The sequence below is a fragment of the Oerskovia turbata genome (assembly GCF_000718325.1).
Classification (GTDB): Bacteria; Actinomycetota; Actinomycetes; order Actinomycetales; family Cellulomonadaceae; genus Oerskovia; species Oerskovia turbata.
Genome location: NZ_JOFV01000013.1, coordinates 110,251 through 134,939 on the forward strand (window position 1 = coordinate 110,251; position 24,689 = coordinate 134,939).

A 24,689-nucleotide genomic window follows, 5' to 3' on the forward strand; every position below is an offset into this window, starting at 1 on the left:
GGCTCCTCGGGTGAGGTGAGGAGCCGGCGTCAGCGGCCGGGGCTCCTCGGGAAGGTGGAGGCGTGGGGAACGACGACGACGGTCATCACGACACCTCTCCTTCTCGCAGCCCCTGGCTGCGCGCTCGCGCCGGACCTTCTCCGGCGGACGTGCCCACCCTCGCACCCGGCGGCGGGGGTGGGCAACGGAATTGTCCGCCGGTCCCGGGGATCCGTCCTTGGCGGACCGCCCCGAGTGAGCGGAGGTCAGCCTCCGAACGAGGACACGAGCAGCGTGTACGTCCCGCTCGTGTCGAGGCCCATCTGGGTCAGCAGCGACCACACGACGCCCGCGACGGCGTACGCGGTGACGGGGATCAGGAACAGCCACTCACGCACGGACCCGGCGTTGCCCAGGACGGGCAGCGCGAAGTTGCCGCCCGGGCGCCAGATGTCGTTGAGCACGTTGGTCCTGCGGACCCAGCGCGGCGCCTTGAACGTGATCGGCCACAGCAGCGGGCACCCGCCCGTGGTCATGACGTCGCCGATGATGTGGACCGTGACGCCGATCCCGACCGCGACGGGGAGCCAGTTCCACTCCTCGGGGGCCAGGAGCGCGACGAGCACCGCGATCGTGATCGACCCGATCCATGGTCCGAGCTTGCCGCCGCGCGTGAGCTTGAGGGCCTTGAGCGCGAACGCGACGAGCAGGATCGCGACGACGCCCGCGCCGACCGCGACGGTCCCGAACGTGTCCGACTCGTACGTCACGAGCCCCGCGAGCCACGCGAGCGCGGTGAAGACCGCGATCCCGAGGATCGAGTGCGTCCCGCGGCGGTGCCCGCCGGAGATGGTCTCGACGAGGTTCGCTACGCCCTCGGAGACGGGCGGCAGCGAGTGCGCGATGGTGCCCGAGTGGTGGTCGGCGTCGGGCAGCAGGGCCGCACCGGCGCACACGATCGCGCCCGTGATGACGCCCACGTCCGAGACGGGGTAGATGCCGAGCGTGTACGGGGCGGTCGAGGTGACCGCCACCCATGCGGCCGCGCCGCAGGCGGCGTGGTGGCCACCCATCATGATGCGTTCGTCCTGTCGGTCGTGTTCGTCCAGCAAGCGTGGTTCGCGCGGTCTGTCCCGACGCGACAGCACACCCTACCCGCCAGGGACCGACACCCGACCTCACGTCTTGTCGGACCCCGGCGTCTACAGTGCATGGGACACCACGACGAGCAGGCGACGACCAGGACGGGAGGCACGGCCGTGTCGGATCTGCATCACGCGGTCTTCGACTCGCCCGTGGGCGAGCTCACCGCGGTCGGCACGTCCGACGGGCTGCGCGCGCTGTACTTCGACGCGCACAAGCGCCGCCCCACGGGCGAGACCTTCGGCGAGCGCGACGACGACGCGTTCGAGGAGGTCCGCGTCCAGATCGGCGAGTACTTCGCAGGGACGCGGCGCGACTTCGACCTGGACCTGACCCCGGTCGGGGACGGCTTCCAGAAGAAGGTCTGGGCGTTGCTCGCCCGGATCCCGTACGGCGAGACGCGGTCCTACGGCGACCTCGCGGTCGCGCTCGGTGACCGGAACCTGGCCCGCGCGGTCGGTGCGGCCAACGGCCAGAACCCGCTGAGCATCGTCGTGCCCTGCCACCGCGTCGTCGGGGCCGACGGCTCCCTGACGGGGTACGCGGGCGGGCTCGAGCGCAAGCGGTTCCTCCTGGCCCTCGAGGAGTCCGACGAGACGCGCGCGAGCAGGCTCTTCTGATGGTCACCGTCGTGCGGCGCCGTCGGGCACCTCACGTCCCGCGCGCCCGGGCCGTCTACCCGACGTGAGGCCCTTCGAACGCGTCGTCGCCGAGCACGGCGCCACGGTCCTGCGCGTGTGCCGCGCGGTCCTCGGCCCCGTGGACGCCGAGGACGCGTGGTCCGAGACCTTCCTGTCGGCCCTCAAGGCGTACCCGAGACTCGAGGAGGGGGCCAACGTCGAGGCCTGGCTCGTGACGATCGCGCACCGCAAGGCGATCGACGTCACCCGCGTCCGTGCCCGCGCCCCGATCGCGGTGCCCGACGTCGCCGAGCTCACCCACGAGCCCAGCCGCGACGGCCTCCCCGAACGGGGCGTCGAGCAGCGCGACGACGACCTGTGGCGGGCGCTCGCGGCCCTGCCGCCCAAGCAGCGCCAGGCCGTGGCCTACCACCACGTCGCGGGCCTGCCCTACCAGGAGGTCGCCGCGATCCTCGGCGGCAGCACCGAGGCCGCACGCCGCGCCGCCTCGGACGGCATGGCGACGCTGCGGCGCACCTACCCGCCCGCCGGCCCCTCGGCCGCGGGCGCCCCCTCCTCCGTTCGCGCCTCGACAGGAAGTGCCTCATGAGCGACACCTCGTTCGACGACGTCGCCTTCCTCGCGACCCTCGGCACCACCCCCGACTCCCAGGCCACGCTCTCGCGGCTGCACGACCGCCTCGCCGCGGGCGCTGCGACGTCGGGCCTGCTCGACGTCGCCTACCGCACCCTGGACACCCCCGTGGGCGCGCTGCTGCTCGCCGCGACCGACCAGGGCGTCGTGCGCATCGCGTTCGACGTCGAGGGGCACGACGCCGTGCTCGACCGCATCGCCCGCACCGTGAGCCCGCGCGTCCTGCGCGCCCCCGGACGCCTCGACCGGCTCGCGACCGAGATCGACGAGTACTTCGCCGGCGAGCGTCGCACGTTCGACCTGCCGCTCGACCTGGCCATGGCCTCGGGGCCCTTCCGGCGCGAGGTCCTGACCCACCTGCGCGACATCGGCTACGGCCGCACCGAGTCCTACGCCCAGGTCGCGGCGGCCGCGGGCAGCCCGCGTGCCGTGCGGGCCGTGGGGACCGCGTGCGCCAAGAACCCGCTGCCGCTCGTCGTGCCGTGCCACCGGGTCGTGCGCTCGGACGGCACGTCGGGCAGCTACGCGGGCGGTGCGGAGGCCAAGCGCCTGCTGCTCGCCCTGGAGCGAGCCGCATGACCGCCCTGCCCGACGGCGTCGCGACCGCCCCGCAGGTCTGGTTGCCCGAGGCGGGGGCCTGGACGCGGCACGTGCCCGTGGTGCAGCCCTTCGACGCGGCCTCGGCCCTCGCGACGCTCGTCGCGCACGCCGTGCCCGGCGTCGACCGGGTCGACCGCCCCGACGTCGGGCGCGGAGAGGTGACGCGGCTCGTCGAGACGCGCTCGGGCACCGCGGCCGTGACCGTGCGGCTGAGCCCCGAGGGGATCGAGGTGCGGGGGAGCGGCGCCGACCCGGATCAGGTGTGCGCCCTGGTCGCCCGCTGGTTCGACACCGACGCCGACCTCGCGACCGTGCACACGGTCCTGGGCGCCGACCCGGTGCTCGCACCCCTGCTCGCCCGGCGACCCGGGCTGCGCGTCGTCGGGCACCCCTCCGGGTTCGAGGCCGCGGTCACGACGGTCCTGGGCCAGCAGGTCTCGCTCGCGGCGTGCCGGACGTTCGCGGGGCGGCTCGCGGCGGCGTACGGGCGCGACGCAGACGTCGTGGGTTCCGAAGGCTTGCGACTCTTCCCCGACCCGGACACGCTCGCGGGCGCGCACGCCACGGAGCTGCAGTCCGCCGTCGGGATCACGTGCGCCCGGACCCGGACCCTGCTCGCGCTCGCCGCGGCCTGCGCGGACGGGCTGACGCTCGGACCGGGCACGGCGGGGGACCCGGCGGCGCTCGCGGACACGCGTGCCCGGCTGCTGGCCCTGCCGGGCATCGGGCCCTGGACCGTGGACTACCTGTCGGTCAAGGTGCTCGGCGACCGCGACGGGTTCGTGCCCGGGGACCTGGTGCTGCGCAAGGCCCTCGGCGGGATCGACGCGCGCGCCGCGGCCGCGACCGCGCAGGCGTGGTCTCCCGTGCGGGCGTACGCGCTGTTCCACCTCTGGACGCACACGGCCTACTGACGTGCCGTGCGGACGGCGCGATACTGGGACAAGGACCACCGACGGGAAGGCAGGACCCATGAGCACCGTGACGGCAGGGACGGGCAGCCCGGCGAGCACGAGAAGCACGAGCAGTCCCGACCCCGACGACGTGCGCGACCAGATCGAGGCGGGCGTGCTGTTCGCCAACGGGCGCCTCGCGGGGCGCCGCTTCGCCTCGCTCGCCGAGGCCCAGGCATGGGCGCACCCCGAGCTCGGCGACCAGGTCGTCGAGTTCAACCCGGTGTGCGACTGCTCGGTCTGAGGCCAGCCGCCCCGGGTGCGCTCCCGCCCGAACGGCGGCCCGACGCGCCCCTTCGCCCAGCCCGAACGGGCGGCGCGACCTAGGGTGGGAGCGTGACCCGCGAGAGCGCGCCCGACGCCGCCCGCAGCACCGCTGCGCGCACCGACGTGCCCGCGAGCCGTCCCGCCGCGTCCGCGGTCGAGGCCCCCGACGCACCACCCGGTGAGCCCGGTCCGCCCGGGCAGCACGGTGGGCGCGGCTTGCGCCGCCGGCTCGTCGAGCTGGGCGACGGGTTCTTCTTCGTCTTCGCGGGCCTCGCGGCGGTGTGGCTCGCGTGGCTCGTGCTGAGCGAGTCGATCCACCTCGGCTGGTTCGCGATCCTCTACGTCGTCGCGGTATGGCTCGTCATCGCCTACCTGGCCCTGCCGCGACTGCACCGCATCCTCACGACGCTCTACGTCCCCGAGTACTTCATCGGCCGCACGCGCACGGCCAACGGGCTGCTGGGCGACCCCGTCAACCTCGCGCTGCTGGGCGAGGAGTCCCAGGTGCGCGCGGCGATGGAGGCAGCGGGCTGGACGCTCGCCGACGACGTCACGCTCGCCTCGAGCGGACGCATCGTCGCGGCCACGCTCAGCCGCCGCAGCTACGACCAGGCGCCCGTGAGCCCGCTGTTCCTCTTCGGGCGCCAGCAGGACTTCGCGTTCCAGCAGGAGGTCGAGGGGAACCCGTCACGACGCCACCACATCCGGTTCTGGCGCTGCCCGCCGGGCTGGCCGCTGCCGGGCGGGCGCCGCGTCGACTGGCTCGCGGCGGGCACGTACGACCGCTCGGTGGGCTTCTCCCTGTTCACGCTCCAGGTCACGCACAAGATCGAGGCCGACACCGACCAGGAGCGCGACCACGTCGTGGCGACGCTGCTCGGGGCCGACGTGGGTGTCGACGTCGAGGTCATCGAGGACTTCTCGACCGGGTACCACGCACGCAACGGCGGCGGTGACGCGATCCGCACCGACGGTGACCTCCCGGTCGCGGACGTCCGGGGCGTCGCGGCGCCCGGGCCCCCTGCTGCGTCGGCGAGCCTCGCGGCCGGACCCGACGGCGCGGGCGGGGCCACGAAGCGCGCCGCGCAACGTCCGGCGGCCACCACGGTCGGTGCGCTGCTCGTCGTGCTGGGGGTCGTGGCCGACCTGATCTGGCTCGCGAACCTCGCCCTGCACTGGGAGCAGACGCTGCGCTCGCTCTTCCTGGGCGGCGACGTGACCCAGGCCGACATCGACCAGGCGTCCGGACCGCTCCTGGTGCTCGTCGTGGTGCTGCTCTCGCTCGTCGCCCTGTTCCAGCTCTTCCTGGCCTGGCGCGTCTACCTGGGCCGCAACTGGGCGCGGGACCTCGTCATGGTGCTCGCCGCGATCAGCACGACGTCGTCGTTCGTCGGGTGGGCCGTGTCCGGGAACCAGATCACGTTCCGCACGACGCTGCTCACCGTGGCGCTCGACATCCTGGTGCTGCTCACGCTCTCGAGCCGGGACGCGGCGGCGTACGCGAAGAGCCGTCGCGAGCTGCGACTCGAGAGACGGGCCGCGCGCCGAGGGTGACGCACCTGACCGCCGAGGGTGACGCACAGACGCGTCGAGGGCGACGCTGTGAGCAGGCCGAGGCCGCAGACGGCTCACGACCATGCATAGGAGTCCAGCGAGCGGCGCGCCGGAAGGTCACGGCACCGTGCCCTCGACGCCGCACGGAGGAAGGAAGAGGCCCAGATGGACGCCATCACGTCGATCGCGCAGCGGGTGGCTGACATCGAAGCGACGTTCCGCACCGCGGAAGCCGCCAGGACGCCGGTCGTCGCCGACTCCGGTGTGCGCTTCGACCAGGTCCTCAGCGGCGTGGTCGACGACTCGACCGCCGTCGGTTCTGCTCTCACGGTCGACGGCGTCCCCAGCGAGCTCGCGGTCTACGGCAACGGCAAGGTCCCGCGCGCTGCCCTGCAGGAGGTCGGGACGACCGGCCATCGGCTCTGGGCGCCGGCCGGGCAGGCGCTCGAGTCCCTCCTGGCCGCCGCGGCCCGCGACGGTGTCCAGATCGGTATCACGGACTCGTACCGGTCCTACGAGGCGCAGGTCGACGTCGCGCAGCGCAAGGGCCTGTACACCCAGGGAGGCCTTGCCGCCGAGCCGGGAACCAGCGCCCACGGGTGGGGCCTCGCGGTCGACCTGGACCTGGACGCCAAGGCGCAGGCCTGGATGCGGACGAACGGCGAGCGCTTCGGCTTCGTCGAGGACACGCCCCGCGAACCGTGGCACTGGGTGTACCGCGCCTGAGCGCACGAGTGCCTCGACGGCGGACACGCCACCTGCAGAAACGACGAAGCGGACCTGGTTTCCCTGGTCCGCTTCGCCGTTCGCTGTCTCAACGAGTGTCCGGAGGGGGACTTGAACCCCCACGCCCGATAAAGGGCACTAGCACCTCAAGCTAGCGCGTCTGCCATTCCGCCACCGAGTGTCCGGAGGGGGACTTGAACCCCCACGCCCGATAAAGGGCACTAGCACCTCAAGCTAGCGCGTCTGCCATTCCGCCACCACTGGGGAGCGTCCCCGGACCCGTCGCACCGGTCGGTGCAGGTCAGGGGTGGTTTCGCCGGCGGACCGACAGCGGATGAGGTGCTCGTGGCTGAGGACAAGGACGCAGGACCCGACGACGTCTCGGCGCCCGGCCCGGGGGGCGGGGCCGACCGTCCGGCAGCGTCCGTCAAGCATCTGGCCGGGCTGAGTCCCGCGGCCAAGAAGGTCGCGGGCGCACGCCGTAACCCGTCGGTCGTGGGGGTCGACGACTCCGTGCCGGCCTGGCTGCGCACGAGCGCGGGCTGGTCGTGGCGGATCCTGCTGCTGGTCGCGGCGGTCGGCCTGATCTTCTACGCGACCGCGCAGGTGCAGATCGTCTTCATCGCGGTCTTCCTGGCTCTCGTCATCACCTCGGTCCTCAACCCCGTGACCGACTGGTACGCCAAGATCATGCCGCGTGGTCTCGCGACGGGGCTCGCGCTCCTCTCTGCCTTCCTGGTGCTCGGCGGTCTGCTGACGTACGTCGTCACCTCGGTCGCGGGCCAGTGGGAGAGCCTCGCCGGGCAGTTCAACAGCGGTATCGAGAAGATCTTCGACTTCCTGGAGAACGGGCCGCTGCCCGTGACGATCACCTCTGAGGACATCGAGACCTGGATCGACAACGCCCGCACCTGGATCACCGAGCACGGGGGAGACATCGCGAGCCAGGCTGCCGCGAGCGCAGGCTCGGTCTTCGAGGCGTTCGCGGTCCTCGCGCTCGCGATCTTCTGCACGATCTTCTTCCTCGCGCGTGGCAAGGACATGTGGACGTGGTTCCTCAACCAGCTCCCGACCCGCTCGCGCGAGACCTGGACGCTGGCCGGGGGAGCCGGGTGGTACACGTTCTCCGGCTACGCCAGGGGCACGGTCATCATCGCCCTCGTCGACGGGATCCTCGCGGCGATCGTCCTGGTGGTCCTCGGGGTGCCGCTCGCGGCACCGCTCGCGGTCCTCGTGTTCATCGGTGCGTTCATCCCGCTGATCGGCGCCCCGGCGGCGATGGTCGTCGCGATGGTCGTCGCGCTGGCGGCGAACGGCATCGTCAACGCGGCGCTCGTCGGCATTTTCATCGCCCTCATCGGCCAGTTCGAGGGGCACATCCTGCAGCCCCTGGTCATGGGCAAGCAGGTCTCGTTGCACCCGGTCGTGGTCGCGCTCGCGGTGACGTCCGGGACGTTCATCGCGGGGATCCTCGGCGCGGTCGTGTCGGTGCCGCTCGTCGCGGTCGCGTGGGCGGTGTTCAGCAAGCTGCGTCGCAAGGACCCGCCCATGGAGAAGGAGATCCCCACGGCCAAGGAGATCGCGTTGTCGGGCCGTGAGCGCTCGTCGAGCAGCAAGGGGAACGACACCGAGGTGACGGCCGACGCCTGAGGCGAGCTACGTCGTCGGGCAGGACGACGGCCCGACGGCGCCGCGCACCCCTCGCACGTGGCCTCGCCTGCCGGGGGGCGCGAGCGACGCAAATCGCTCGCTGCCGCACCTCGCCGCCTGCCACAGTTCTCGCCATGACCACGAACATCCGGGCGACCCCGAACACCCGGGCGACCACGACGACCGCGGCGACCCGCCTGACCAAGACCCTCTGGAGCTGGGCCTCGATCCTCGACGACGGAGCGCGCGAGCAGGCCGAGCGCACGGCGACCATGCCGTTCGTCCACCCGCACCTGGCCCTCATGCCCGACGCGCACCTGGGCCTCGGCGCGACCGTGGGCTCCGTGATCCCGACGCTGCGCTCGATCATCCCCGCCGCGGTCGGTGTCGACATCGGCTGCGGCATGGTCGCCGTCCGCACCCGGTACACGGCGACCGACATCGCAGGGCCCGCGCTGCGCGACCTGCGGCTCGCGATCGAGCAGGCCGTGCCCACGAGCGCCGGCTCCTACAACCAGCGCCTGACCGACACGGCGACGGCCCGCGTCGCCGAGCTCGAGGCGCTCGCGGACACCGCCGGGTTCGACCCTGCGCGGTACGCCGGGAACTGGCGCCTGCAGCTCGGGTCGCTGGGGTCCGGGAACCACTTCATCGAGGTCAGCCTCGACGAGGAGGACCGGGTCTGGTTCTTCCTGCACTCGGGGTCCCGCGGGGTCGGGAACAAGATCGCGCAGCACCACATCGCGGTCGCGCGCGAGCTCATGACCCGGTACTGGATCGACCTGCCGGACAAGGACCTCGCGTACCTCGTCGAGGGCACCGACGAGTTCTGGGCGTACGTCCGCGAGCTGCGGTGGGCCCAGCACTTCGCCCTGCTCAACCGTGAGGAGATGATGGACCGCGTCGTGGCCGCGTTCGACGCCTGGTCGGGGCTCGCCCCCGTCGAGGAGGCCGAGCGCATCAACTGCCACCACAACTTCACCGAGCGCGAGCACCACTTCAGCAAGGAGGTGTGGGTCTCGCGCAAGGGCGCGATCCGTGCCCGCGAGGGGGATCCGGGGCTCATCCCGGGGTCCATGGGCACCGCGTCGTACGTCGTCGTGGGCAAGGGGAACCCGCTCGCGCTCGACTCCGCGCCGCACGGTGCGGGACGCGAGTACTCGCGGAGCAAGGCGCGCAGGACCTTCACGCACGAGCAGCTGCGCGAGGCCATGGCGGGCATCGAGTACCGCGACACCGACGCGTTCGTCGACGAGATCCCGGCCGCCTACAAGTCGATCGACCGGGTCATGCAGGACGCGGCGGACCTCGTCGAGGTCCGCCACACCCTGCGCCAGATCGTCAACGTCAAGGGCGACTGACCGGCCGGGTGCCGAGAACGGGGTTGAGGTCGTCTTCCGGTCGGAGGCGACCTCAACCCCGTTCTCGGCACCAGGACGGGGGCCGACGGCGGAGCGTACCCCTCGACGAGGGTGCGCTCCCGGGGCCCTCGGCGCGCGCGATCGGCGTGCACGCGACACGCTGGCGGCATGAGGATCGGGATTCCCACCGAGGTCAAGAACAACGAGTACCGCGTCGCGCTGACCCCGGCGGGTGCCCATCATCTGGTCGCGGCGGGGCACGAGGTCCTCGTCCAGGCCGGTGCGGGGACCGGATCGGCCATCTCCGACGAAGACTTCGCGTTCGCGGGCGCGCACGTCCTGGACACGGCCGAGGAGGTCTGGGGCCGGGCCGAGATCGTGTGCAAGGTCAAGGAGCCCGTGCCGAGCGAGTACCCGTTGCTGCGCGACGACCTGCTGCTGTTCGCCTACCTCCACCTGGCCGCCGACCCCCTCGGCACGGCCGCGCTGCTCGATGCCGGGACCACCGCGGTCGCCTACGAGACCGCCCAGGCCCCCGACGGCTCCCTGCCGCTCCTGGCCCCCATGAGCGAGGTCGCCGGGCGCATGGCGACCCAGGTGGGTGCCTACCACCTCATGCGGCCCGCGGGCGGCTCGGGCGTGCTGCTCGGCGGCGTCCCCGGCAGCAGGCCGGGCCGTGTCGTGATCCTCGGGGGCGGGACCGCCGGGCGGCACGCGGCCGAGATCGCGGTCGGCATGCGCGCCGAGGTCACGATCCTCGACCTCTCGTTGCCCGCGCTGCGTGCGCTCGACCAGGAGTTCGCCGGCCACGTGCGGACCGTCGCGTCGAGCGCGTACGCGATCGAGCAGGAGGTGCTGGCCGCCGACCTCGTGATCGGCGCGGTCCTCGTCGCGGGGGCCAGAGCCCCGCGTCTGGTGACGAACGACCTCGTGTCCCGCATGAAGCACGGCTCGGTGCTCGTGGACATCGCGGTCGATCAGGGCGGATGCTTCGAGGGCACCCGGCCCACCACGCACGACGACCCCACCTTCCGGGTGCACGGCTCCACGTTCTACTGCGTCGCGAACATGCCGGGCGCGGTCCCTGTGACCAGCACGCACGCCCTGACGAGCGCGACCCTGCCATACCTCGCGCTCCTCGCGGACGGCGGGACGGGCGCGCTGCGCAGCGTCCCGCTGCTGCGCAACGGGTTGACGACCGTGGCCGGGACGCTCGTCAACGAGCAGGTCGGTGCCGCGCTCGACCTGGCCTGGGCACGGGTCGGGGACGTGCTCGGGGAGTAGCGCCGGTCGCTCCCGAAAAGCGCTGTCGACGCCCACCATGCAGTGGCATGCTGTCCGGATGGAACCTTTCGTCCTCGCCAACGAACGTGTCCACCTCGCGATGCCCACCGCGGCGGACGTCGACCGCATCACCGCGCTCTGCCAGGGAGCGGAGATCGCCGCGTGGACCACGGTGCCCAGCCCCTACACGCGTGCGGACGCGGCGACCTTCATCGAGGACATCGTTCCGGAGGCGTGGCGCACGGGCCGCGGGCACACGTGGGCGATCCGCCGTCCGGACGCCCCGGACGGACCGGTCCTCGGCATGGTCGGGATCACGCTCGACTCCTCGCCCACGAGCGACACGTCGGCCGAGATCGGGTACTGGCTCGCGCCCGAGGCGCGCGGCGAGGGGCTCATGACGGAGGCCGCCCGCCTCGTGGTCGACTGGGCGTTGGACCCCGAGGGGCTGGGGCTGTCGCGCGTGGTCTGGACCGCGTTCACGGGCAACTGGGCCTCGCGCCGCGTCGCGTGGCGCCTCGGGTTCCGGCTCGAGGGCACCGTGCGGGGTCACGGCATCCAGCGAGGCGCACGCCGGGACGCGTGGATCGGCACGCTGCTCGCCGACGACCCGCGCGAACCGGTCGAGCCGTGGCCTTCCGCCGAGGCAGGGGACCACGCAGGGCAGACGTGGGCCCGCTGACGCGGCCGACAATGATGTCGTGAGCCGGGCGCGCGCCGGGTGAAGATAGGACGCATGACGAGCACCCTCGACCCGGCCAACCCGTTCGCCGCGGCGTCCACCCTCCCGTACCAGCTCCCCGACTTCACGACCATCCGCGAGGAGCACTACCTCCCCGCCCTCCGCGCCGGCATGGAGGCCGAGCGTGCGGAGGTCGAGCAGATCGTCACCAACCCCGAGGCGCCCACGGTCGCCAACACGCTCGAGGCCCTCGAGTCCGCAGGACAGCTCCTGACCCGTGCGGTCACCGTCTTCTACAACGTCGCGAGCGCCGACTCGACTCCGGGGCTCGAGGACATCGAGGAGACCGTCGCTCCCGAGCTCTCGGCGCACCACGACGCCATCTACATGGACGCGCGCCTGTACGCGCGCGTCCGTGCGCTCCAGGACCAGGTCGACGCCGGCGAGCTCACGCTCGATGCGGACACGGCCTGGCTCCTGCACACGCTGCTGGTCGACTTCCGCCGCTCGGGCATCGAGCTCGACGCCGCGGACCAGGAGCGCCTGCGCGACCTCAACGGGAAGCTGACCTCGCTCGAGGCCGCGTTCGGTCGCAAGCTCCTCGCGGGCGCCAACGCCGCGAGCGTCCTGGTCGACGACGCCGCCGAGCTCGAGGGCCTGCCCGAGGACGCGATCGCCGCAGCGGCGGCAGCCGCCGCGACGCGCGGGCACCAGGGCAAGTACCTCCTCGAGATGCAGCTCCCGACGCAGCAGGGCGTCATCGCGTCCCTCGCGCGCCGCGAGACCCGTGAGCGCGTCCAGCAGGCGTCCGTGACGCGCGGCGCGACGGGCGACGACAACGACACGCGCCAGATCGTGCTCGACCTCGCGCGCCTGCGCGCCGAGCACGCCCGGCTCCTCGGGTACGACCACCACGCGGCGTACATCGCCGAGGACGCGACGGCCAAGACGACCGACGCCGTCAACGCGATGCTCTCGCGCCTGGCCCCTGCGGCCGTCGCGAACGCGCGCCGTGAGGCCGGCGACCTCGAGGTCGCGCTCGCCCGCGAGGCGGGCGACGGTGCCGAGCTTCGCGCGTCCGACTGGGCGTACCTCGCCGAGCAGGTCCGCAAGGAGCGCTACTCGCTCGACGACGCCGCGCTGCGCCCCTACCTCGAGCTCGACCGCGTCGTGACCGACGGCGTGTTCAAGGCCGCGAACCTGCTCTACGGGATCTCGTTCGCCGAGCGCACCGACCTCGTGGGATACCACCCCGACGTCCGCGTGTTCGAGGTCTTCGACGGCCCGGTCGGTGAGCCCGACCACGGCCTCGGGCTGTTCCTCGCGGACTTCTACACGCGCGAGTCCAAGCGGGGTGGCGCGTGGATGAACAACCTGGTCGACCAGAACCACCTGCTCGGCCAGCCCCCCGTCGTCGTGAACAACCTGAACATCGTCAAGCCCCCGGCGGGTGAGCCGACGCTGCTCGTGTGGGACGAGGTCATCACGCTCTTCCACGAGTTCGGCCACGCGCTGCACGGCCTGTTCTCGGACGTGCGCTACCCGTCGCAGTCGGGCACCGAGGTGCCGCGCGACTTCGTGGAGTATCCCTCGCAGGTCAACGAGATGTGGGCCTGGGAGCCCGCGATCCTCACGTCCTACGCGGTCCACCACGTCACGGGCGAACCCATGCCGGCCGCGTGGGCCCGGACCATGCTGGCCTCGCGCCAGTTCAACGAGGGCTTCGGGACGACCGAGTACCTCGCGGCTGCTCTGCTCGACCAGGCCTGGCACCAGCTCGCCCCCGAGCAGGTCCCCACGGGCGTCGACGAGGTCCTGCCCTTCGAGGCCGCGGCCCTCGACGCGGCCGGGGTCGCCTTCGCGCCCGTGCCGCCGCGCTACCGCACGACGTACTTCAACCACGTGTTCGGCGGCGGCTACTCGGCCGGCTACTACTCCTACATCTGGTCCGAGGTCCTCGACGCGGACACCGTGACCTGGTTCGAGGAGAACGGTGGCCTGAACCGGGCCAACGGCGACGCGTTCCGCAAGAAGCTGCTCGCGCGCGGCGGATCGGTCGACCCCATGGTCGCGTTCGCGGACCTGCGTGGCCGCGACCCGGAGATCGCGCCGCTGCTGACGCGTCGCGGGCTCGACGCGTAGTCGTCCCGCCCGGTGCGCCGGGGTGGACCTCCCGGAGGTCCACCCCGGCGTCTGTCGTCTGCCGTCTGCCGTCTGGCGTCGGCGCTGACGCAGCGTCGTGACGTGATGCCGGTGCCCCGGAGCGTGCCACGACAGCGGGTACCGTGTGGCCATGACGAGCAACGCCCACCCCGCGAACCCGCCGCAGACCCAACCGACCGCCGAGCAGGAGGTCGCGCGCATCTGCCAGGACCTGCTGCGCATCGACTCCTCGAACTTCGGGGACGGGTCGGGGCCTGGGGAGCGTGCCGCGGCCGAGTACGTCATGGCCTCGCTCCACGAGGTCGGGCTGAGCCCCGAGCTGTTCGAGTCCGCGCCGGGGCGTGCGAGCGTCGTCGTACGCCTGCCGGGGCAGGACCCCACGCGGCCCGCGCTCGTCCTGCACGGTCACCTGGACGTCGTGCCCGCCCAGGCGGCCGACTGGTCGGTCGACCCGTTCGCGGGCGAGGAGAAGGACGGCCTCCTGTGGGGGCGCGGCGCGGTCGACATGAAGGACATGGACGCGATGATCCTCGCGGTCGTGCGTCAGATGGTCCGCGAGGGGCGCAAGCCCGCCCGTGACGTCGTCGTCGCGTTCTTCGCCGACGAGGAGGCCGGCGGCACGTACGGGGCGAGCTGGGCCGTCGAGCACCGCCCCGAGATCTTCGAGGGCGCGACCGAGGCCATCAGCGAGGTCGGCGGCTTCTCGGTCGACATCGACGGCAAGCGCGCCTACCTGCTCCAGACCGCCGAGAAGGGCATCGCCTGGCTCAAGCTCGTCGCCGACGGGCGCGCAGGGCACGGCTCGCAGGTCAACACGGACAACGCCGTGACGCACCTCGCGGCCGCGGTCGCGCGCATCGGGGCCTACCAGTGGCCCTACACGGTCACCCCGACCGTCGACGCGCTGCTGCGAGGGGTCGCCGACCTCACCGGTCTGCCCTACGACCCGCGCGACGAGGCGAGCATCGACGCGCTCGTCGCAGCCCTCGGCCCGGCCGCGAAGTTCGTCGGCGCGACCGTGCGCCACACGTCCAACCCGACCCAGCTCGGCGCGGGCTACAAGGCCAACGTGATTCCCGGCCGCGCCGAGGCAGCGGTCGACGTCCGCCTGTTGCCGGGGCACGAGGACGAGGGCCTCTCGGTCATCGAGGGCCTCGTGGGCGAGCACGTGCGCATCGAGCCCATCCACCGTGACATCTCGCTCGAGGTGCCCTTCGGGGGCGACCTGGTCGACGCCATGGTCGCGTCGCTGCACGCCGAGGACCCCGGCGCGACGGTCCTGCCGTACACGCTCTCGGGCGGTACCGACAACAAGTCGCTCGCTCGCCTGGGCATCACGGGCTACGGGTTCGCCCCGCTCCAGCTCCCCGCGGACCTGGACTTCTCCGGGATGTTCCACGGCGTCGACGAGCGCGTTCCGGTCGAGTCCCTGAAGTTCGGCGTGCGCGTCCTGGACCGGCTGCTGCGGACCTGCTGACCTGCGGGCGCTCGACGCCTCAGAGCGTCGAGCGCACCCGCATGATCTTGCGGCGCAACCACACGCGCCGCTCACCGCCCACGTACAGGCGGGTGCGTTCGAGCTCCCACCTCCCGTACTCGGCCTCGTCCGTCAGGAGACGGACGGCGTCGTGGCGGCTCACGGACCGGTCGATCGTGAGCACGCGGTACTCGTACTGGCTCCCGGTCTCGGCGCGGGCCACGCGCTGCGGGGGAGGAGTGCTCGCCATCTGTCACCGTCCTCGGGTCGGTCGTGAGCGGGGGAGCCGTGAGCCGTACCTCACTCTCCCGCGCCGGGATTCCGAGTGCCATTGTGCCTCTCGCAGGGCTACCGTCAGGGTATGACCGCTGACCCGCGCGCCGCCCTCGACCGATTCATCGCGGCCCTGGAGGCCCACTACAACGCCGTCGCCGCCCGTCGTGGCGAGGACGACCCCGCGGTCGACGACGCCTATTACGTGCTCGCGGACGCCTACGAGGTGTACGACGAGGCGCTCGCGCAGGTCCACGGCGAGGCCACGCCGTTCTACCTCGCGGAGGACGACGACGAGGACGAGGACTCTGACGAGGACGACGACGAGCGGGACGGCGACTCTGACGACGAGGACGACGACGAGCGGGACGGCGACTCGGACGACGACCGGCTCGACGAGGAGTTCGACGAGGTCGACCTCCACGACGGTGTCAGCCGCTGACCTCCCGCGCGGGTCGTACTACCAGCGTTCGGGGTAGCCGAGCGAGAGGGCGCTGACGTCGTCGAGCGCGTGGTGGACGGCGTCGGGCAGCTCGAGGTCGCTCGCCGCGAGCGAGGCGCGCAGCTGCGACGGGGTCCGGGCCCCGACGATCGCGCTCGACACCCCGGGGCGTTCGAGGAGCCACGCCAGCGCCACGTCGAGCGGTGCGCGCCCCAGGCCGTTCGCGGCCGTCACGACAGCCTCGACGATGCCCGACGACGGGCCGTCCAGGTAGGGCTGGACGAACCCCGCCAGGTGTGAGGAGGCTCCGCGCGAGTCCGCTGGCAGGGAGCTGCGGTACTTGCCTGTGAGCACGCCCCGACCCAGAGGTGACCACGCGAGGACCCCGAAGCCCATCTCGGTCGCGGCGGGCACCACGTCGCGCTCGATCCCGCGCTGCAGCAGCGAGTACTCGAGCTCGACCGCACTGAGCCCGACGTCGCCGCGCGCGTCGAGCGTCGCGGCGGCCCGCGCGGCGGCCCACCCGGGGTGGTTGGACAGCCCGACGTAGCGTGCGCGCCCGGTCGTCACGGCCAGGCGCAGGGCCGAGAGCGTCTCGTCGAAGGGGGTCCGGGGGTCCGGGGTGTGCACGAGGAAGAGGTCGACGTGGTCGGTCCCGAGGCGTGCGAGCGAGGCGTCGAGCGAGTCGAGGAGCGCGCCGCGGGACGCGTCGACGGTGTTGCCGTCCGCGGTCGTGCGGATCCCGGCCTTGGTGCACAGCAGCACGTCGTGGCGGTCGACCTTGCCCGCTGCGAGGAGCGAGCCGATCATCGACTCGCTCGCGCCGCCGCCGTAGGAGGCTGCGGTGTCCACCAGGTTGCCGCCGGCGTCGACGAAGTCCCGGAGCTGCTCCGCCGCGTCGATCTCGTCGGTGTCCCGACCCCACGCCATGGTCCCGAGACCCAGCGGTGAGACGCGAAGGCCGGTGCGGCCGAGCTGACGAAGTTCCATGCGCGGCAGGTTACCGGCGAAGCGGGCACGATGCCCGGAGACGTGGCACGGTCGGGAGGGTGAGGTCCGTCGCTCCGGCCGCGCGAGCGGGTCCCCAGGTGCCCGGCCGGTGCCCGGTGTGGCTGCGCGGTGGCCGCACGGTGTCCGCCGGGCGACGCCCAGGTGACGCTTTCCCCGGTCCGGCCTGTCCGGCCGGGCCCGGGCTCGCGGCGCCGGTATCGTGCCCTTCGTGAATGCGTGGGAAGCCGTCCTCCTCGGCCTCGTCCAGGGCCTGACCGAGTTCTTGCCCGTCTCCTCGAGCGCGCACCTGCGCATCGTGGGTGAGCTGATCGGCTCGTCGGACCCGGGGGCGGCCTTCACGGCGATCACCCAGATCGGCACCGAGACTGCGGTCCTGCTGTACTTCCGGCGGGACATCGCGACGATCTGTCGCGCCTGGTGGCGTGCGGTGCGCGGGGGGAACGGCACCGACTGGCGCGCCCGGCTGGGCAAGGGCGACCACCATGCCGCCATGGCCTGGTTCATCGTCCTGGGCTCGATCCCGATCGTGGTCCTCGGTCTGCTGTTCCAGGACGCGATCGAGGCCTCTCTGCGCAACCTGTACATCACGGCGTTCATGCTCGCCGCGTTCGCGCTGCTGCTCGGGATCGCGGACCGGGTCGGGGCCAAGACGAGGACGCTCGACGAGCTGACCCCGCGCCAGGCCGTCGGGTTCGGGCTGGCGCAGGCGCTCGCCCTGGTCCCCGGAGTCTCCCGGTCAGGGGGGACCATCACCGCGGGCCTGCTCATGGGCTTCACACGGGAGGCTGCCGCACGCTACTCGTTCCTGCTCGCGATCCCCGCGGTCCTCGGCTCGGGGTTCTACCAGCTCGCGAAGTCGGTCGCGGCGGACCCCGTGCCCGGCTCGCCGGGCTTCGGGGCGACGCTGATCGCGACGCTCGTGGCGTTCGTCGTCGGGTACCTCGTGATCATCGCGTTCCTGAAGATCGTCTCGACGTTCAGCTACACGCCGTTCGTGATCTACCGGCTCGTGCTCGCCGGTGTCGTGGTCCTGCTGCTCACGTTCGGTGTCCTGCAGCCGCTCGCCTGACCAGCGTCCCGCCCCGGTGGGCCGGGTCGGCTACATCCAGCCGACCTTCTTGAACGCCGCGTACAGCCCCAGGCAGCCGGCCACCATGATCACGAGTGCCATCGGGTAGCCGAGCGACCAGTGCAGCTCGGGGATGACGTCGAAGTTCATGCCGTAGATGCCGCCGACGATCGTGGGGAACACGAGGATCGCGGCCCAGGCGCTGATCGTGCGCATGTCCTCGTTCTGGCGCACCGAGACCTGCGACAGGTGCACCGAGAGCATGTCGGACAGCAGGTCGTCGTGCGCGTCGAGGTGGCGGTCGATGCGCTCGACCGTCGAGACCAGGCGGTCCATGAGCCGCTTGTCGAACGTGATGCGGGACCGGGCGCTGCCGGACGCGAGCTCGGGCAGCTCGGCCGTGATGGGCAGCAGCGCCCGCCGGGCCTCGGTGATCTCGCGCTTGAGACCGTAGATGGGCAGGACGGGGTCGGCGTGCCGTCGGGGCTCGAACACGATCTTCTCGACCTCGGCGACCGCGTCGCCCAGAGCCAGCTCGACGTCGGAGGCGGTCGCCACGAGAGCGAACAACGCTTCGCCCGCGAGGCGCTGGACGCCCTTGCCGCGCCCGTGCGACGGGCCCGTCAGGTGCTCGCGCATCCGGTCGTGGACGCCTCCGGCGCCCTTCTCGACCGTCACGACGACGTCCGGTCCGACGAGGATGCAGAAGCTGCCCGTGCTGACCTGCCGGTCCTCCTCGGAGAAGGCCAGGGTCGGGGTCACGACGAGCAGCCAGTCCATGCCGATGTGCTCGACGTGCGCCAGCGGGTGCTTGACGTGCTTCACGTGCACGGGCAGGTGCCCGCGCCCCCACTGCGTGCTCAGACCCACGCCGAGCGCCTCTGCGGCCTCCACGAAGTCGTCGAGCGTGCGGACCTCGTACCAGTGCGCCCCCTTCTCCTGGCCGGCCGTACCCGGAGCGCCGGAGTCCGCGCGGTCGGTCGGCCCCGTGCGGCCGTCGACCGGTCGCACGCGTCCGTCTGCACCCTCGACCCACAGCTCCTTGTAGCGCGTCGGCGCCGTGCGCGACGTCTCGGGGGTGTCCGGTGCGGAGGATCGGGGGTCCGGGGGACGTGTGGGTTCGGTCACCCCTGCATTCTTGCCCGACGTCGCAGGCGCGCCACCCAGGGCGGGCTCGCGGCGCCGTCGGGCGGGCTGGGGCGCCCACGCACGGCGACCGTCGAGGAGGCCGGGACCGTTCGCGGCTAAGGTTGTCGCGTGCACAGCTGGCCCATGCCTCAGATCCCGTCCCTGCCCGGTCGAGGACTCCCGATCCGGGTGCACGACAGCACCACCGGGGAGCTCGTCGTCGCCGCGCAGGGGGACACCGCGACCATGTACGTCTGCGGGATCACCCCGTACGACGCGACCCACATCGGGCACGCCGCGACCTACGTCGCGTTCGACCTCCTGAACCGCGCCTGGCGCGACGCCGGGCACGACGTCACGTACGCGTCCAACGTGACCGACGTCGACGACCCGCTGCTCGAGCGCGCGACCGCGACCGGCGTCGACTGGTGGGACCTCGCCGTCGAGCAGACCGCCCTGCTCGCCGAGGACATGACCGCGCTAGGCGTCGTGCCCCCCGACGTGTACCGGGGCGCGGTCGAGGCCATCCCGGAGGTCGTGCAGGCCGTCGAGGCCCTCATCGAGGACGGGTTCGCGTACCGCGTGCCCGTCGAACCCGGAGCAGGCGGCGACACCCCGGAGCTCGGCGACGTGTACGCCGACCTCAGCGCCGACGCGCGCTTCGGCGCCGTGTCGCGGCTCAGCCGCGAGGACATGCTGCGCCTGTTCGGCGAGCGCGGTGGAGACCCCGAGCGCGACGGCAAGAAGGACCCGCTCGACCCGCTGCTGTGGCGACGCGAGCGCACGGGCGAACCCACCTGGGACGGCGCGAGCCTCGGTACCGGGCGCCCCGGCTGGCACATCGAGTGCGCCGTCATCGCACGCGACGGCCTCGGACTGCCGTTCGACATCCAGGGCGGGGGAGCGGACCTGCTCTTCCCGCACCACGAGATGTCGACCTCGCACGACCGCCTGCTCGACCACGGGTTCGGTGCACGCAACCACGTCCACGCGGGCCTCGTCGCCTACCAGGGCGAGAAGATGAGCAAGTCGCGCGGGAACCTCGTGTTTGTCTCGCGGCTGCGCGCCACGGGCGTCGATCCCATGGCCATCCGCCTGGCCCTGCTCGCCCACCACTACCGCTCCGAGTGGGAGTGGACCGACACCGACCTCCCCACCGCTGTCGAGCGCCTCGAACGGTGGCGCTCGGCAGTGTCCGGCAACGGCGGTCCCGACGCCGACGCGACCCTCGCGGCGGTGCGTGCGGCGCTCGCGGACGACCTCGACGCGCCGACCGCGCTCGCCGCGGTCGACGCGTGGGCCGACGTCTCGCTCGCCGACGGGCGCGACACCTCGGCCGACACCGAGGGCGCGCCCGGCGTGATCTCGCGCGCGGTCAACGCGCTGCTCGGCGTGCGGCTCTAGTCACGGCCGGCGGCCCGCTGCTCAGGCCAGCGGGCCGCCCGTGCCGTCGTCCCGGCGCTTGAGGTAGCGCTCGAACTCGCGCGCGATGGCCTCGCCGCTCGCCTCGGGCAGCTCGGCCGTGTCCTTGGCCTCTTCGAGCTGGTGGACGTACTCCGCGATCTCCTCGTCCTCCGCCGCGAGCTCGTCGACGCCGGCCTGCCACGCCTCGGCCTCCTCCGGGAGGTCGCCCAAGGGGATCGGGTCGGACAGCAGCTCCTCGACCCGGGACAGGATCGCGATCGTGGCCTTGGGCGACGGCGGGTTCGCGACGTAGTGCGGCACCGCGGCCCACAACGACACGGACTGCATGCCCCGCTCTGCGGCGGCGTGCTGGAGGACGCCCACGATCCCCGTCGGCCCCTCGTACGAGTTGGGCTCGACGTCGAGGACCGCGCGCAGCCCCGCGCTCTCGGACGTCGCGGTCATGGGGATGGGGCGGGTGTGGGGCACGTCGGCGAGCAGCGCCCCCAACGTCACGACCGTGGTCACGCCCTCACGCTCCGCGAGGTCCAGCAGCTCGCGGCAGTACCGGCGCCAACGCATCGAGGGCTCGATGCCGTGGACCAGCAGGACGCGGCGCCCGCTGCCGGGGACGGTCGCGGACACGATCGTCGTCGCGGGCCACGTGATCTCGCGGCGGCCGTTCGCGTCCGTGCCGACGACCGGGCGGATGACCTGGAAGTCGTGGTACTCCTCGGGGTCCAGCTCCGCGAGGTCCTGGGCGTCCCAGAGGTCGTGCAGGTGCAGGAGCGCCGCGGTCGCGGCACTTCCGGCATCGTTCCATCCCTCGAAAGCGGCGAGCATGACCGTCTGGCGGTGCTCGGCCGGCTCGGCCGGGAGTGTCGGCTCGGGCAGGTCGGCCGGGTCGAGCGGTTCCCTGGTCTCTTTCATCGTCCCAGCCTAGGACGCGGAAGGTCCGGTGGCCGACGCGGCAACCCGGTGCGCGCGCCGCCGGCCGCAGCAGGGAGGCGTGGGGGAGCCGTGGGAGGACCGCCAGCTAGGGTGGCAGGACGGCCACGAGCCGTTCCCCGAAACATGGAGTACTCGTTGAACCCCCTGGAATCACCCGATCTCGCACGCCCCGACACCGCCTCCCGTGAGGCGCTGGTCCTGCCACAGGCCGTCCTGTGGGACATGGACGGCACGCTCGTCGACACCGAGCCCTACTGGATCGCCGCCGAGCACGAGCTCGTCGAGGCGCACGGCGGGACCTGGTCGCACGAGCAGGCGATGCAGATGGTCGGCAACCCTCTGACCGAGTCGGCCAGGATCCTCCAGGCCGAGGGCGTCGACCTGCCGTCCGAGCAGATCATCGACTTCCTCATCTCACGCGTGATCGCGCAGGTCGAGGTCGAGGTCCCGTGGCAGCCCGGTGCGCGTGAGCTCCTCGCCGAGCTGCGCGAGCGCGGGGTGCCGTGTGCGCTCGTGACCATGTCGTACCGGTCGCTCGCCGAGCCCGTCGTGGGGATGGTCCCGCCCGGGTCGTTCGCGACGCTCGTGTGCGGGGACGAGGTCACGCACGGCAAGCCCCATCCCGAGCCGTACCTCGTGGCCGCAGAGCGCCTGGGCGTCGACGTCACGCGTTGCGTCGCGATCGAGGACTCGCCCACGGGCATCGGGTCCGCCCGCGCGGCGGGGGCCGCGACGCTGGGCGTCGAGGCGGTCGTGCCCGTGCCGGTCCTGCCCGGGCTGAGCCGGACGCCGTCGCTCGCGCTCGTGGACGTCGACACGCTCGCGCGCATCCTTGCGGGCGACGTGATCGACCTGATCGAGGACTGAGGCCAGGTCGGCGTCGAGCCGGGCGCACACCGCACGGTCCGGACGTGTGGCACCAGTACGACGGGGGCCACTCCGGTCCGGATGTGTGTTCTGCGGAGCACCAACAATTGTTGGTGCTCCGCAGAACACAGACCCTGGGGTCCCGAGGCCCAGGGCTTCGTCCGCGCCGTGGCCGGGGTGCCAGTTCGGCCCGACCGCGCGACGCGCCTACGACGCCACGGCATCCGGCGCGATGCCGAGCGCGAGCTCGACCGCGCCGTCGGGGATCTCCGGAGGCGTCCCGCCGAACTGCGGGCACACGGCCTGATGCGCGCACCACCCGCACAGCGGGGTCCGGCGCGGCGCCCACTGGCCCGTGCGCGCCGCGGTCGCGATGGTCGACCAGAGCGTGCGCACCTGCTCCTCGACCGCGAGCAGGTCCGCCTCCTGCGGCTCGGCGCGCAGCACCTGGCCGTCACCCAGGTAGACGAGCTGGAGCATCTTGGGGATCTCGCCCCGCTCGCGCCACAGCACGAGGCCGTAGAAGCGCATCTGGAACAGGGCCGAGCCCTGGTACTGCGGGCGGGGCGACTTGCCCGTCTTGTAGTCGACGACCCGCATCGCCCCTGTCGGGGCGACGTCGAGCCGGTCCACGATGCCGCGCAGCAGCGGGCCGTCCTCGAGCTGGGTCTCGACGAACATCTCGCGCTCGGCGGGCTCGAGACGGTTGGGGTCCTCGAGCGTGAAGTACGTCCCCAGGAGGTTCCCCGCGCCGTCGAGCCAGGCCTCCACCCCGGCGTCGGCCGAGCCCGCAGACCCAGCAGCGCCTCCGGCGAACAGCTCCGCGTACCGCGGCTCGGCCTCCTGCAGCCGCTCCCACTCGCCCGGCAGCATGGCCTGGGCGGCCGCGAGGGTGCGCTCGCCCAGCGGGGCGTCGTACAGACGCTCGAGCACCGAGTGGACCAGGGTGCCGCGCGCGGCCGCAGCGCTGGGCGGCTCGGGGAGCCGGTCCACGACACGGAACCGGAACAGCAGCGGGCACTGCATGAAGTCGTTCGCGCGCGACGGCGACAGCGCCGGGCGCCGACGCTCACGGGGGGAGTCGCCGACGTGCTCGACCGTCACGTCGGGGGAGTCGGTGCCGGCGAGGTCGGGGGCGAGGGACGTCATGCGTCGAGCCTACGTGTCGACTCCCACACGCCTGCGACGCTCCACAGCCCGGGTCCGGCCCAGGTGCCCGACATAGGGTGTCGACGTGGAGACCACCCCGGCACCGGCACGTCGCGCCCCCCGAGACCCGCAGCTCACGAAGGGCTGGATCATCGGTCGGGTGTCGGGCGCCCCCGTCATCCTGACCCCGTCCTGGTTCCTGGCCGCAGCCGTGCTGACGTTCCTGTTCGTCCCCACGGTGCGCAGCTTCGCGCCGCACCTCGGCAGCAGCGCGGTCTACCTGGTCTCGTTCGTCTTCGTGCTGCTGCTGTTCGTCTCGGTGTTCCTGCACGAGGTCGCGCACGCCGTGGTCGCGAAGGCTCGGGGGCACCAGGTCACGGAGCTCGCCGTGACGCTGTGGGGCGGGCACACCGCGTACTCGGGTGCGTCGAGGCGTCCGCTCGACGGGATCCTGGTCTCGGTCGTCGGCCCGCTCACGAACCTTCTCCTCGCAGCGGTGTGCTGGCTCGTCTTCCAGGTGCAGCCGACCATGACGATCCCCGCCCTGCTGCTCTACGCGGCGGCGTTCTCGAACGCGTTCGTGGGCATCTTCAACCTCCTGCCCGGCCTGCCGCTCGACGGCGGTCAGATCCTCGAGTCCGCGGTCTGGGCCGCGACGGGTTCCCGCACCACGGGCACGATCGTCGCGGGCTGGGTCGGGCGCGTCGTGGCCGTCGGCGTCGTGCTCTGGGCGCTCGCGTGGCCGCCGCTCAACGGCTATCAGGTGTCCTTGTTCACGGTCGCGTGGGCCGCGCTGATCGGCGCCTTCCTGTGGTCCGGGGCGGGGGCCGCGATCAAGAACGGCCGCACGCGCGCAGCCGTCGCGGACCTGTCGGTCGCGGCGCTCGCGTACCCGGCCGTCGCGGTGCCCGTGACCAGCACGGTGGCCGACGCCGTCGCGTCGGCCCAGCGCGCCGGCGCAGGCCACGTCGTGCTTGTCGAGGCGGACGGTCACCCCGTGGCCTTCGCGGACCCCGCGGCCGTCGCCGCGGTGCCCCCGGCGCAGGCGCCGCTGACCCCGGTCGGGGCGGTCGCCGTCGGGCTGCCTCCCACCGCGTGGGTCGACGTGCACCTGCGCGGCCAGGCGATGCTCGACGCCGTGGCCGCGGTGACCCGCGACGCACCGGTGGTCGTCGTGACCGACAGCGGGCGTGTCGTCGGGCTCCTGGACGTCACCCGGGTCGTCGCGGCGCTCAAGGGGACCCGCGGGCGCTGACCCGTCACCGGGCCGCGTCCACGGCGA

At 72.7% G+C, this 24,689-nt stretch carries 24 protein-coding genes; 18 read left to right on the top strand and 6 right to left on the bottom strand.

The window, feature by feature from the left end; translation table 11 throughout:
* Positions 1–245: 245 nt before the first annotated feature.
* Positions 246–1,055 carry a metal-dependent hydrolase gene (locus tag IE95_RS0114270; RefSeq protein ID WP_030152291.1) on the bottom strand — a complete coding sequence of 270 codons (810 nt, stop codon included), beginning with the start codon at positions 1,053–1,055 and terminating at the stop codon, positions 246–248.
* A gap of 183 nt (positions 1,056–1,238) precedes the next feature.
* Here IE95_RS0114270 and IE95_RS0114275 point away from each other — a divergent pair, with 183 nt between their 5' ends.
* From IE95_RS0114275 to IE95_RS0114345, 13 genes are all read left to right on the top strand, one after another.
* A complete protein-coding gene (locus tag IE95_RS0114275; protein WP_240666335.1) occupies positions 1,239–1,742 on the top strand; it encodes a methylated-DNA--[protein]-cysteine S-methyltransferase in 504 nt (167 codons plus the stop codon).
* A 64-nt stretch (positions 1,743–1,806) separates the two neighbouring features.
* The gene (locus IE95_RS0114280; RefSeq protein WP_051703137.1) at positions 1,807–2,352 is read left to right on the top strand and encodes an RNA polymerase sigma factor; all 546 of its coding nucleotides are present in this window, start codon (positions 1,807–1,809) and stop codon (positions 2,350–2,352) included.
* A complete protein-coding gene (locus tag IE95_RS0114285; protein WP_030152294.1) occupies positions 2,349–2,975 on the top strand; it encodes a methylated-DNA--[protein]-cysteine S-methyltransferase in 627 nt (208 codons plus the stop codon). Before IE95_RS0114280 ends, IE95_RS0114285 begins: the two co-directional genes overlap by 4 nt.
* Positions 2,972–3,910 (top strand): DNA-3-methyladenine glycosylase family protein, encoded by a 939-nt coding sequence (locus tag IE95_RS0114290; protein WP_084690291.1) that lies wholly within the window; start codon positions 2,972–2,974, stop codon positions 3,908–3,910. The genes IE95_RS0114285 and IE95_RS0114290 overlap by 4 nt, the downstream gene beginning before the upstream one ends.
* A 58-nt stretch (positions 3,911–3,968) precedes the next feature.
* On the top strand, positions 3,969–4,193 hold the full coding sequence (locus IE95_RS0114295) for a YciI family protein (RefSeq protein ID WP_051703138.1): 225 nt from the start codon (positions 3,969–3,971) through the stop codon (positions 4,191–4,193).
* A 92-nt stretch (positions 4,194–4,285) separates the two neighbouring features.
* Complete coding sequence (locus IE95_RS0114300) at positions 4,286–5,770, top strand: LssY C-terminal domain-containing protein (protein WP_240666333.1); 1,485 nt, start codon at positions 4,286–4,288, stop codon at positions 5,768–5,770.
* Between the two features lie 165 nt (positions 5,771–5,935).
* Positions 5,936–6,496 carry a M15 family metallopeptidase gene (locus tag IE95_RS0114305; protein WP_030152298.1) on the top strand — a complete coding sequence of 187 codons (561 nt, stop codon included), beginning with the start codon at positions 5,936–5,938 and terminating at the stop codon, positions 6,494–6,496.
* 444 nt (positions 6,497–6,940) lie between these two features.
* The gene (locus IE95_RS0114320; RefSeq protein ID WP_420819392.1) at positions 6,941–8,146 is read left to right on the top strand and encodes an AI-2E family transporter; all 1,206 of its coding nucleotides are present in this window, start codon (positions 6,941–6,943) and stop codon (positions 8,144–8,146) included.
* A 134-nt stretch (positions 8,147–8,280) separates the two neighbouring features.
* Positions 8,281–9,507, top strand: coding sequence for an RtcB family protein (locus IE95_RS0114325; RefSeq protein WP_051703139.1), 1,227 nt, complete (start codon positions 8,281–8,283; stop codon positions 9,505–9,507).
* Between the two features lie 168 nt (positions 9,508–9,675).
* The gene (gene ald / locus IE95_RS0114330) at positions 9,676–10,791 is read left to right on the top strand and encodes an alanine dehydrogenase (protein WP_030152301.1); all 1,116 of its coding nucleotides are present in this window, start codon (positions 9,676–9,678) and stop codon (positions 10,789–10,791) included.
* A 58-nt stretch (positions 10,792–10,849) separates the two neighbouring features.
* Positions 10,850–11,473, top strand: coding sequence for a GNAT family N-acetyltransferase (locus IE95_RS0114335; protein WP_030152302.1), 624 nt, complete (start codon positions 10,850–10,852; stop codon positions 11,471–11,473).
* A 54-nt stretch (positions 11,474–11,527) separates the two neighbouring features.
* A complete protein-coding gene (locus tag IE95_RS0114340) occupies positions 11,528–13,615 on the top strand; it encodes a M3 family metallopeptidase (RefSeq protein WP_030152303.1) in 2,088 nt (695 codons plus the stop codon).
* A 151-nt stretch (positions 13,616–13,766) separates the two neighbouring features.
* On the top strand, positions 13,767–15,113 hold the full coding sequence (locus IE95_RS0114345; protein WP_030152304.1) for a M20/M25/M40 family metallo-hydrolase: 1,347 nt from the start codon (positions 13,767–13,769) through the stop codon (positions 15,111–15,113).
* Positions 15,114–15,132: 19 nt separating this feature from the next.
* Here IE95_RS0114345 and IE95_RS0114350 read toward each other — a convergent pair whose 3' ends face one another.
* Positions 15,133–15,363 (bottom strand): DUF5703 family protein, encoded by a 231-nt coding sequence (locus IE95_RS0114350; RefSeq protein WP_051703140.1) that lies wholly within the window; start codon positions 15,361–15,363, stop codon positions 15,133–15,135.
* Between the two features lie 111 nt (positions 15,364–15,474).
* On the opposite strand from IE95_RS0114350, the gene IE95_RS0114355 reads away from it, so the two are divergent.
* Positions 15,475–15,828 carry a hypothetical protein gene (locus IE95_RS0114355; protein ID WP_051703141.1) on the top strand — a complete coding sequence of 118 codons (354 nt, stop codon included), beginning with the start codon at positions 15,475–15,477 and terminating at the stop codon, positions 15,826–15,828.
* An 18-nt stretch (positions 15,829–15,846) separates the two neighbouring features.
* Here the strand turns inward: IE95_RS0114355 and IE95_RS0114360 are convergent, their stop codons facing one another.
* Entirely contained in the window at positions 15,847–16,818 is a 972-nt protein-coding gene (locus IE95_RS0114360) for an aldo/keto reductase (protein ID WP_030152307.1), read from the bottom strand.
* A 229-nt stretch (positions 16,819–17,047) separates the two neighbouring features.
* Between IE95_RS0114360 and IE95_RS0114365 the strand changes: the two genes are divergently transcribed.
* A complete protein-coding gene (locus IE95_RS0114365; protein WP_030152308.1) occupies positions 17,048–17,908 on the top strand; it encodes an undecaprenyl-diphosphate phosphatase in 861 nt (286 codons plus the stop codon).
* Positions 17,909–17,938: 30 nt separating this feature from the next.
* Here the strand turns inward: IE95_RS0114365 and IE95_RS19725 are convergent, their stop codons facing one another.
* Positions 17,939–19,036 carry a CorA family divalent cation transporter gene (locus tag IE95_RS19725; RefSeq protein WP_051703142.1) on the bottom strand — a complete coding sequence of 366 codons (1,098 nt, stop codon included), beginning with the start codon at positions 19,034–19,036 and terminating at the stop codon, positions 17,939–17,941.
* A gap of 129 nt (positions 19,037–19,165) precedes the next feature.
* On the opposite strand from IE95_RS19725, the gene mshC reads away from it, so the two are divergent.
* Positions 19,166–20,440, top strand: a complete 1,275-nt coding sequence (gene mshC / locus IE95_RS0114375) for a cysteine--1-D-myo-inosityl 2-amino-2-deoxy-alpha-D-glucopyranoside ligase (protein ID WP_030152310.1) — start codon at positions 19,166–19,168, stop codon at positions 20,438–20,440.
* A 21-nt stretch (positions 20,441–20,461) separates the two neighbouring features.
* On the opposite strand, the gene IE95_RS0114380 is transcribed toward mshC, so the two are convergent.
* Positions 20,462–21,370 carry a PAC2 family protein gene (locus tag IE95_RS0114380; protein ID WP_084690292.1) on the bottom strand — a complete coding sequence of 303 codons (909 nt, stop codon included), beginning with the start codon at positions 21,368–21,370 and terminating at the stop codon, positions 20,462–20,464.
* Positions 21,371–21,514: 144 nt separating this feature from the next.
* Here IE95_RS0114380 and IE95_RS0114385 point away from each other — a divergent pair, with 144 nt between their 5' ends.
* Positions 21,515–22,258 (top strand): HAD family hydrolase, encoded by a 744-nt coding sequence (locus tag IE95_RS0114385; RefSeq protein ID WP_084690293.1) that lies wholly within the window; start codon positions 21,515–21,517, stop codon positions 22,256–22,258.
* Between the two features lie 207 nt (positions 22,259–22,465).
* Here IE95_RS0114385 and IE95_RS0114390 read toward each other — a convergent pair whose 3' ends face one another.
* Positions 22,466–23,407 carry a RecB family exonuclease gene (locus tag IE95_RS0114390; RefSeq protein ID WP_036572124.1) on the bottom strand — a complete coding sequence of 314 codons (942 nt, stop codon included), beginning with the start codon at positions 23,405–23,407 and terminating at the stop codon, positions 22,466–22,468.
* 85 nt (positions 23,408–23,492) lie between these two features.
* On the opposite strand from IE95_RS0114390, the gene IE95_RS0114395 reads away from it, so the two are divergent.
* Positions 23,493–24,662 carry a site-2 protease family protein gene (locus tag IE95_RS0114395; protein WP_030152314.1) on the top strand — a complete coding sequence of 390 codons (1,170 nt, stop codon included), beginning with the start codon at positions 23,493–23,495 and terminating at the stop codon, positions 24,660–24,662.
* The last annotated feature ends 27 nt before the right edge of the window (positions 24,663–24,689 follow it).

Bases quoted from the DNA above. Each gene is read 5' to 3' on its own strand.
- IE95_RS0114270 (WP_030152291.1), bottom strand. From the start codon at position 1,055: ATGATGGGTGGCCACCACGCCGCCTGCGGCGCGGCCGCATGGGTGGCG.
- IE95_RS0114285 (WP_030152294.1), top strand. From the start codon at position 2,349: ATGAGCGACACCTCGTTCGACGACGTCGCCTTCCTCGCGACCCTCGGC.
- IE95_RS0114290 (WP_084690291.1), top strand. From the start codon at position 2,972: ATGACCGCCCTGCCCGACGGCGTCGCGACCGCCCCGCAGGTCTGGTTG.
- IE95_RS0114295 (WP_051703138.1), top strand. From the start codon at position 3,969: ATGAGCACCGTGACGGCAGGGACGGGCAGCCCGGCGAGCACGAGAAGC.
- IE95_RS0114305 (WP_030152298.1), top strand. From the start codon at position 5,936: ATGGACGCCATCACGTCGATCGCGCAGCGGGTGGCTGACATCGAAGCG.
- IE95_RS0114325 (WP_051703139.1), top strand. From the start codon at position 8,281: ATGACCACGAACATCCGGGCGACCCCGAACACCCGGGCGACCACGACG.
- ald (WP_030152301.1), top strand. From the start codon at position 9,676: ATGAGGATCGGGATTCCCACCGAGGTCAAGAACAACGAGTACCGCGTC.
- IE95_RS0114335 (WP_030152302.1), top strand. From the start codon at position 10,850: ATGGAACCTTTCGTCCTCGCCAACGAACGTGTCCACCTCGCGATGCCC.
- IE95_RS0114340 (WP_030152303.1), top strand. From the start codon at position 11,528: ATGACGAGCACCCTCGACCCGGCCAACCCGTTCGCCGCGGCGTCCACC.
- IE95_RS0114345 (WP_030152304.1), top strand. From the start codon at position 13,767: ATGACGAGCAACGCCCACCCCGCGAACCCGCCGCAGACCCAACCGACC.
- IE95_RS0114350 (WP_051703140.1), bottom strand. From the start codon at position 15,363: ATGGCGAGCACTCCTCCCCCGCAGCGCGTGGCCCGCGCCGAGACCGGG.
- IE95_RS0114355 (WP_051703141.1), top strand. From the start codon at position 15,475: ATGACCGCTGACCCGCGCGCCGCCCTCGACCGATTCATCGCGGCCCTG.
- IE95_RS0114360 (WP_030152307.1), bottom strand. From the start codon at position 16,818: ATGGAACTTCGTCAGCTCGGCCGCACCGGCCTTCGCGTCTCACCGCTG.
- IE95_RS0114380 (WP_084690292.1), bottom strand. From the start codon at position 21,370: ATGAAAGAGACCAGGGAACCGCTCGACCCGGCCGACCTGCCCGAGCCG.
- IE95_RS0114385 (WP_084690293.1), top strand. From the start codon at position 21,515: ATGGAGTACTCGTTGAACCCCCTGGAATCACCCGATCTCGCACGCCCC.
- IE95_RS0114390 (WP_036572124.1), bottom strand. From the start codon at position 23,407: ATGACGTCCCTCGCCCCCGACCTCGCCGGCACCGACTCCCCCGACGTG.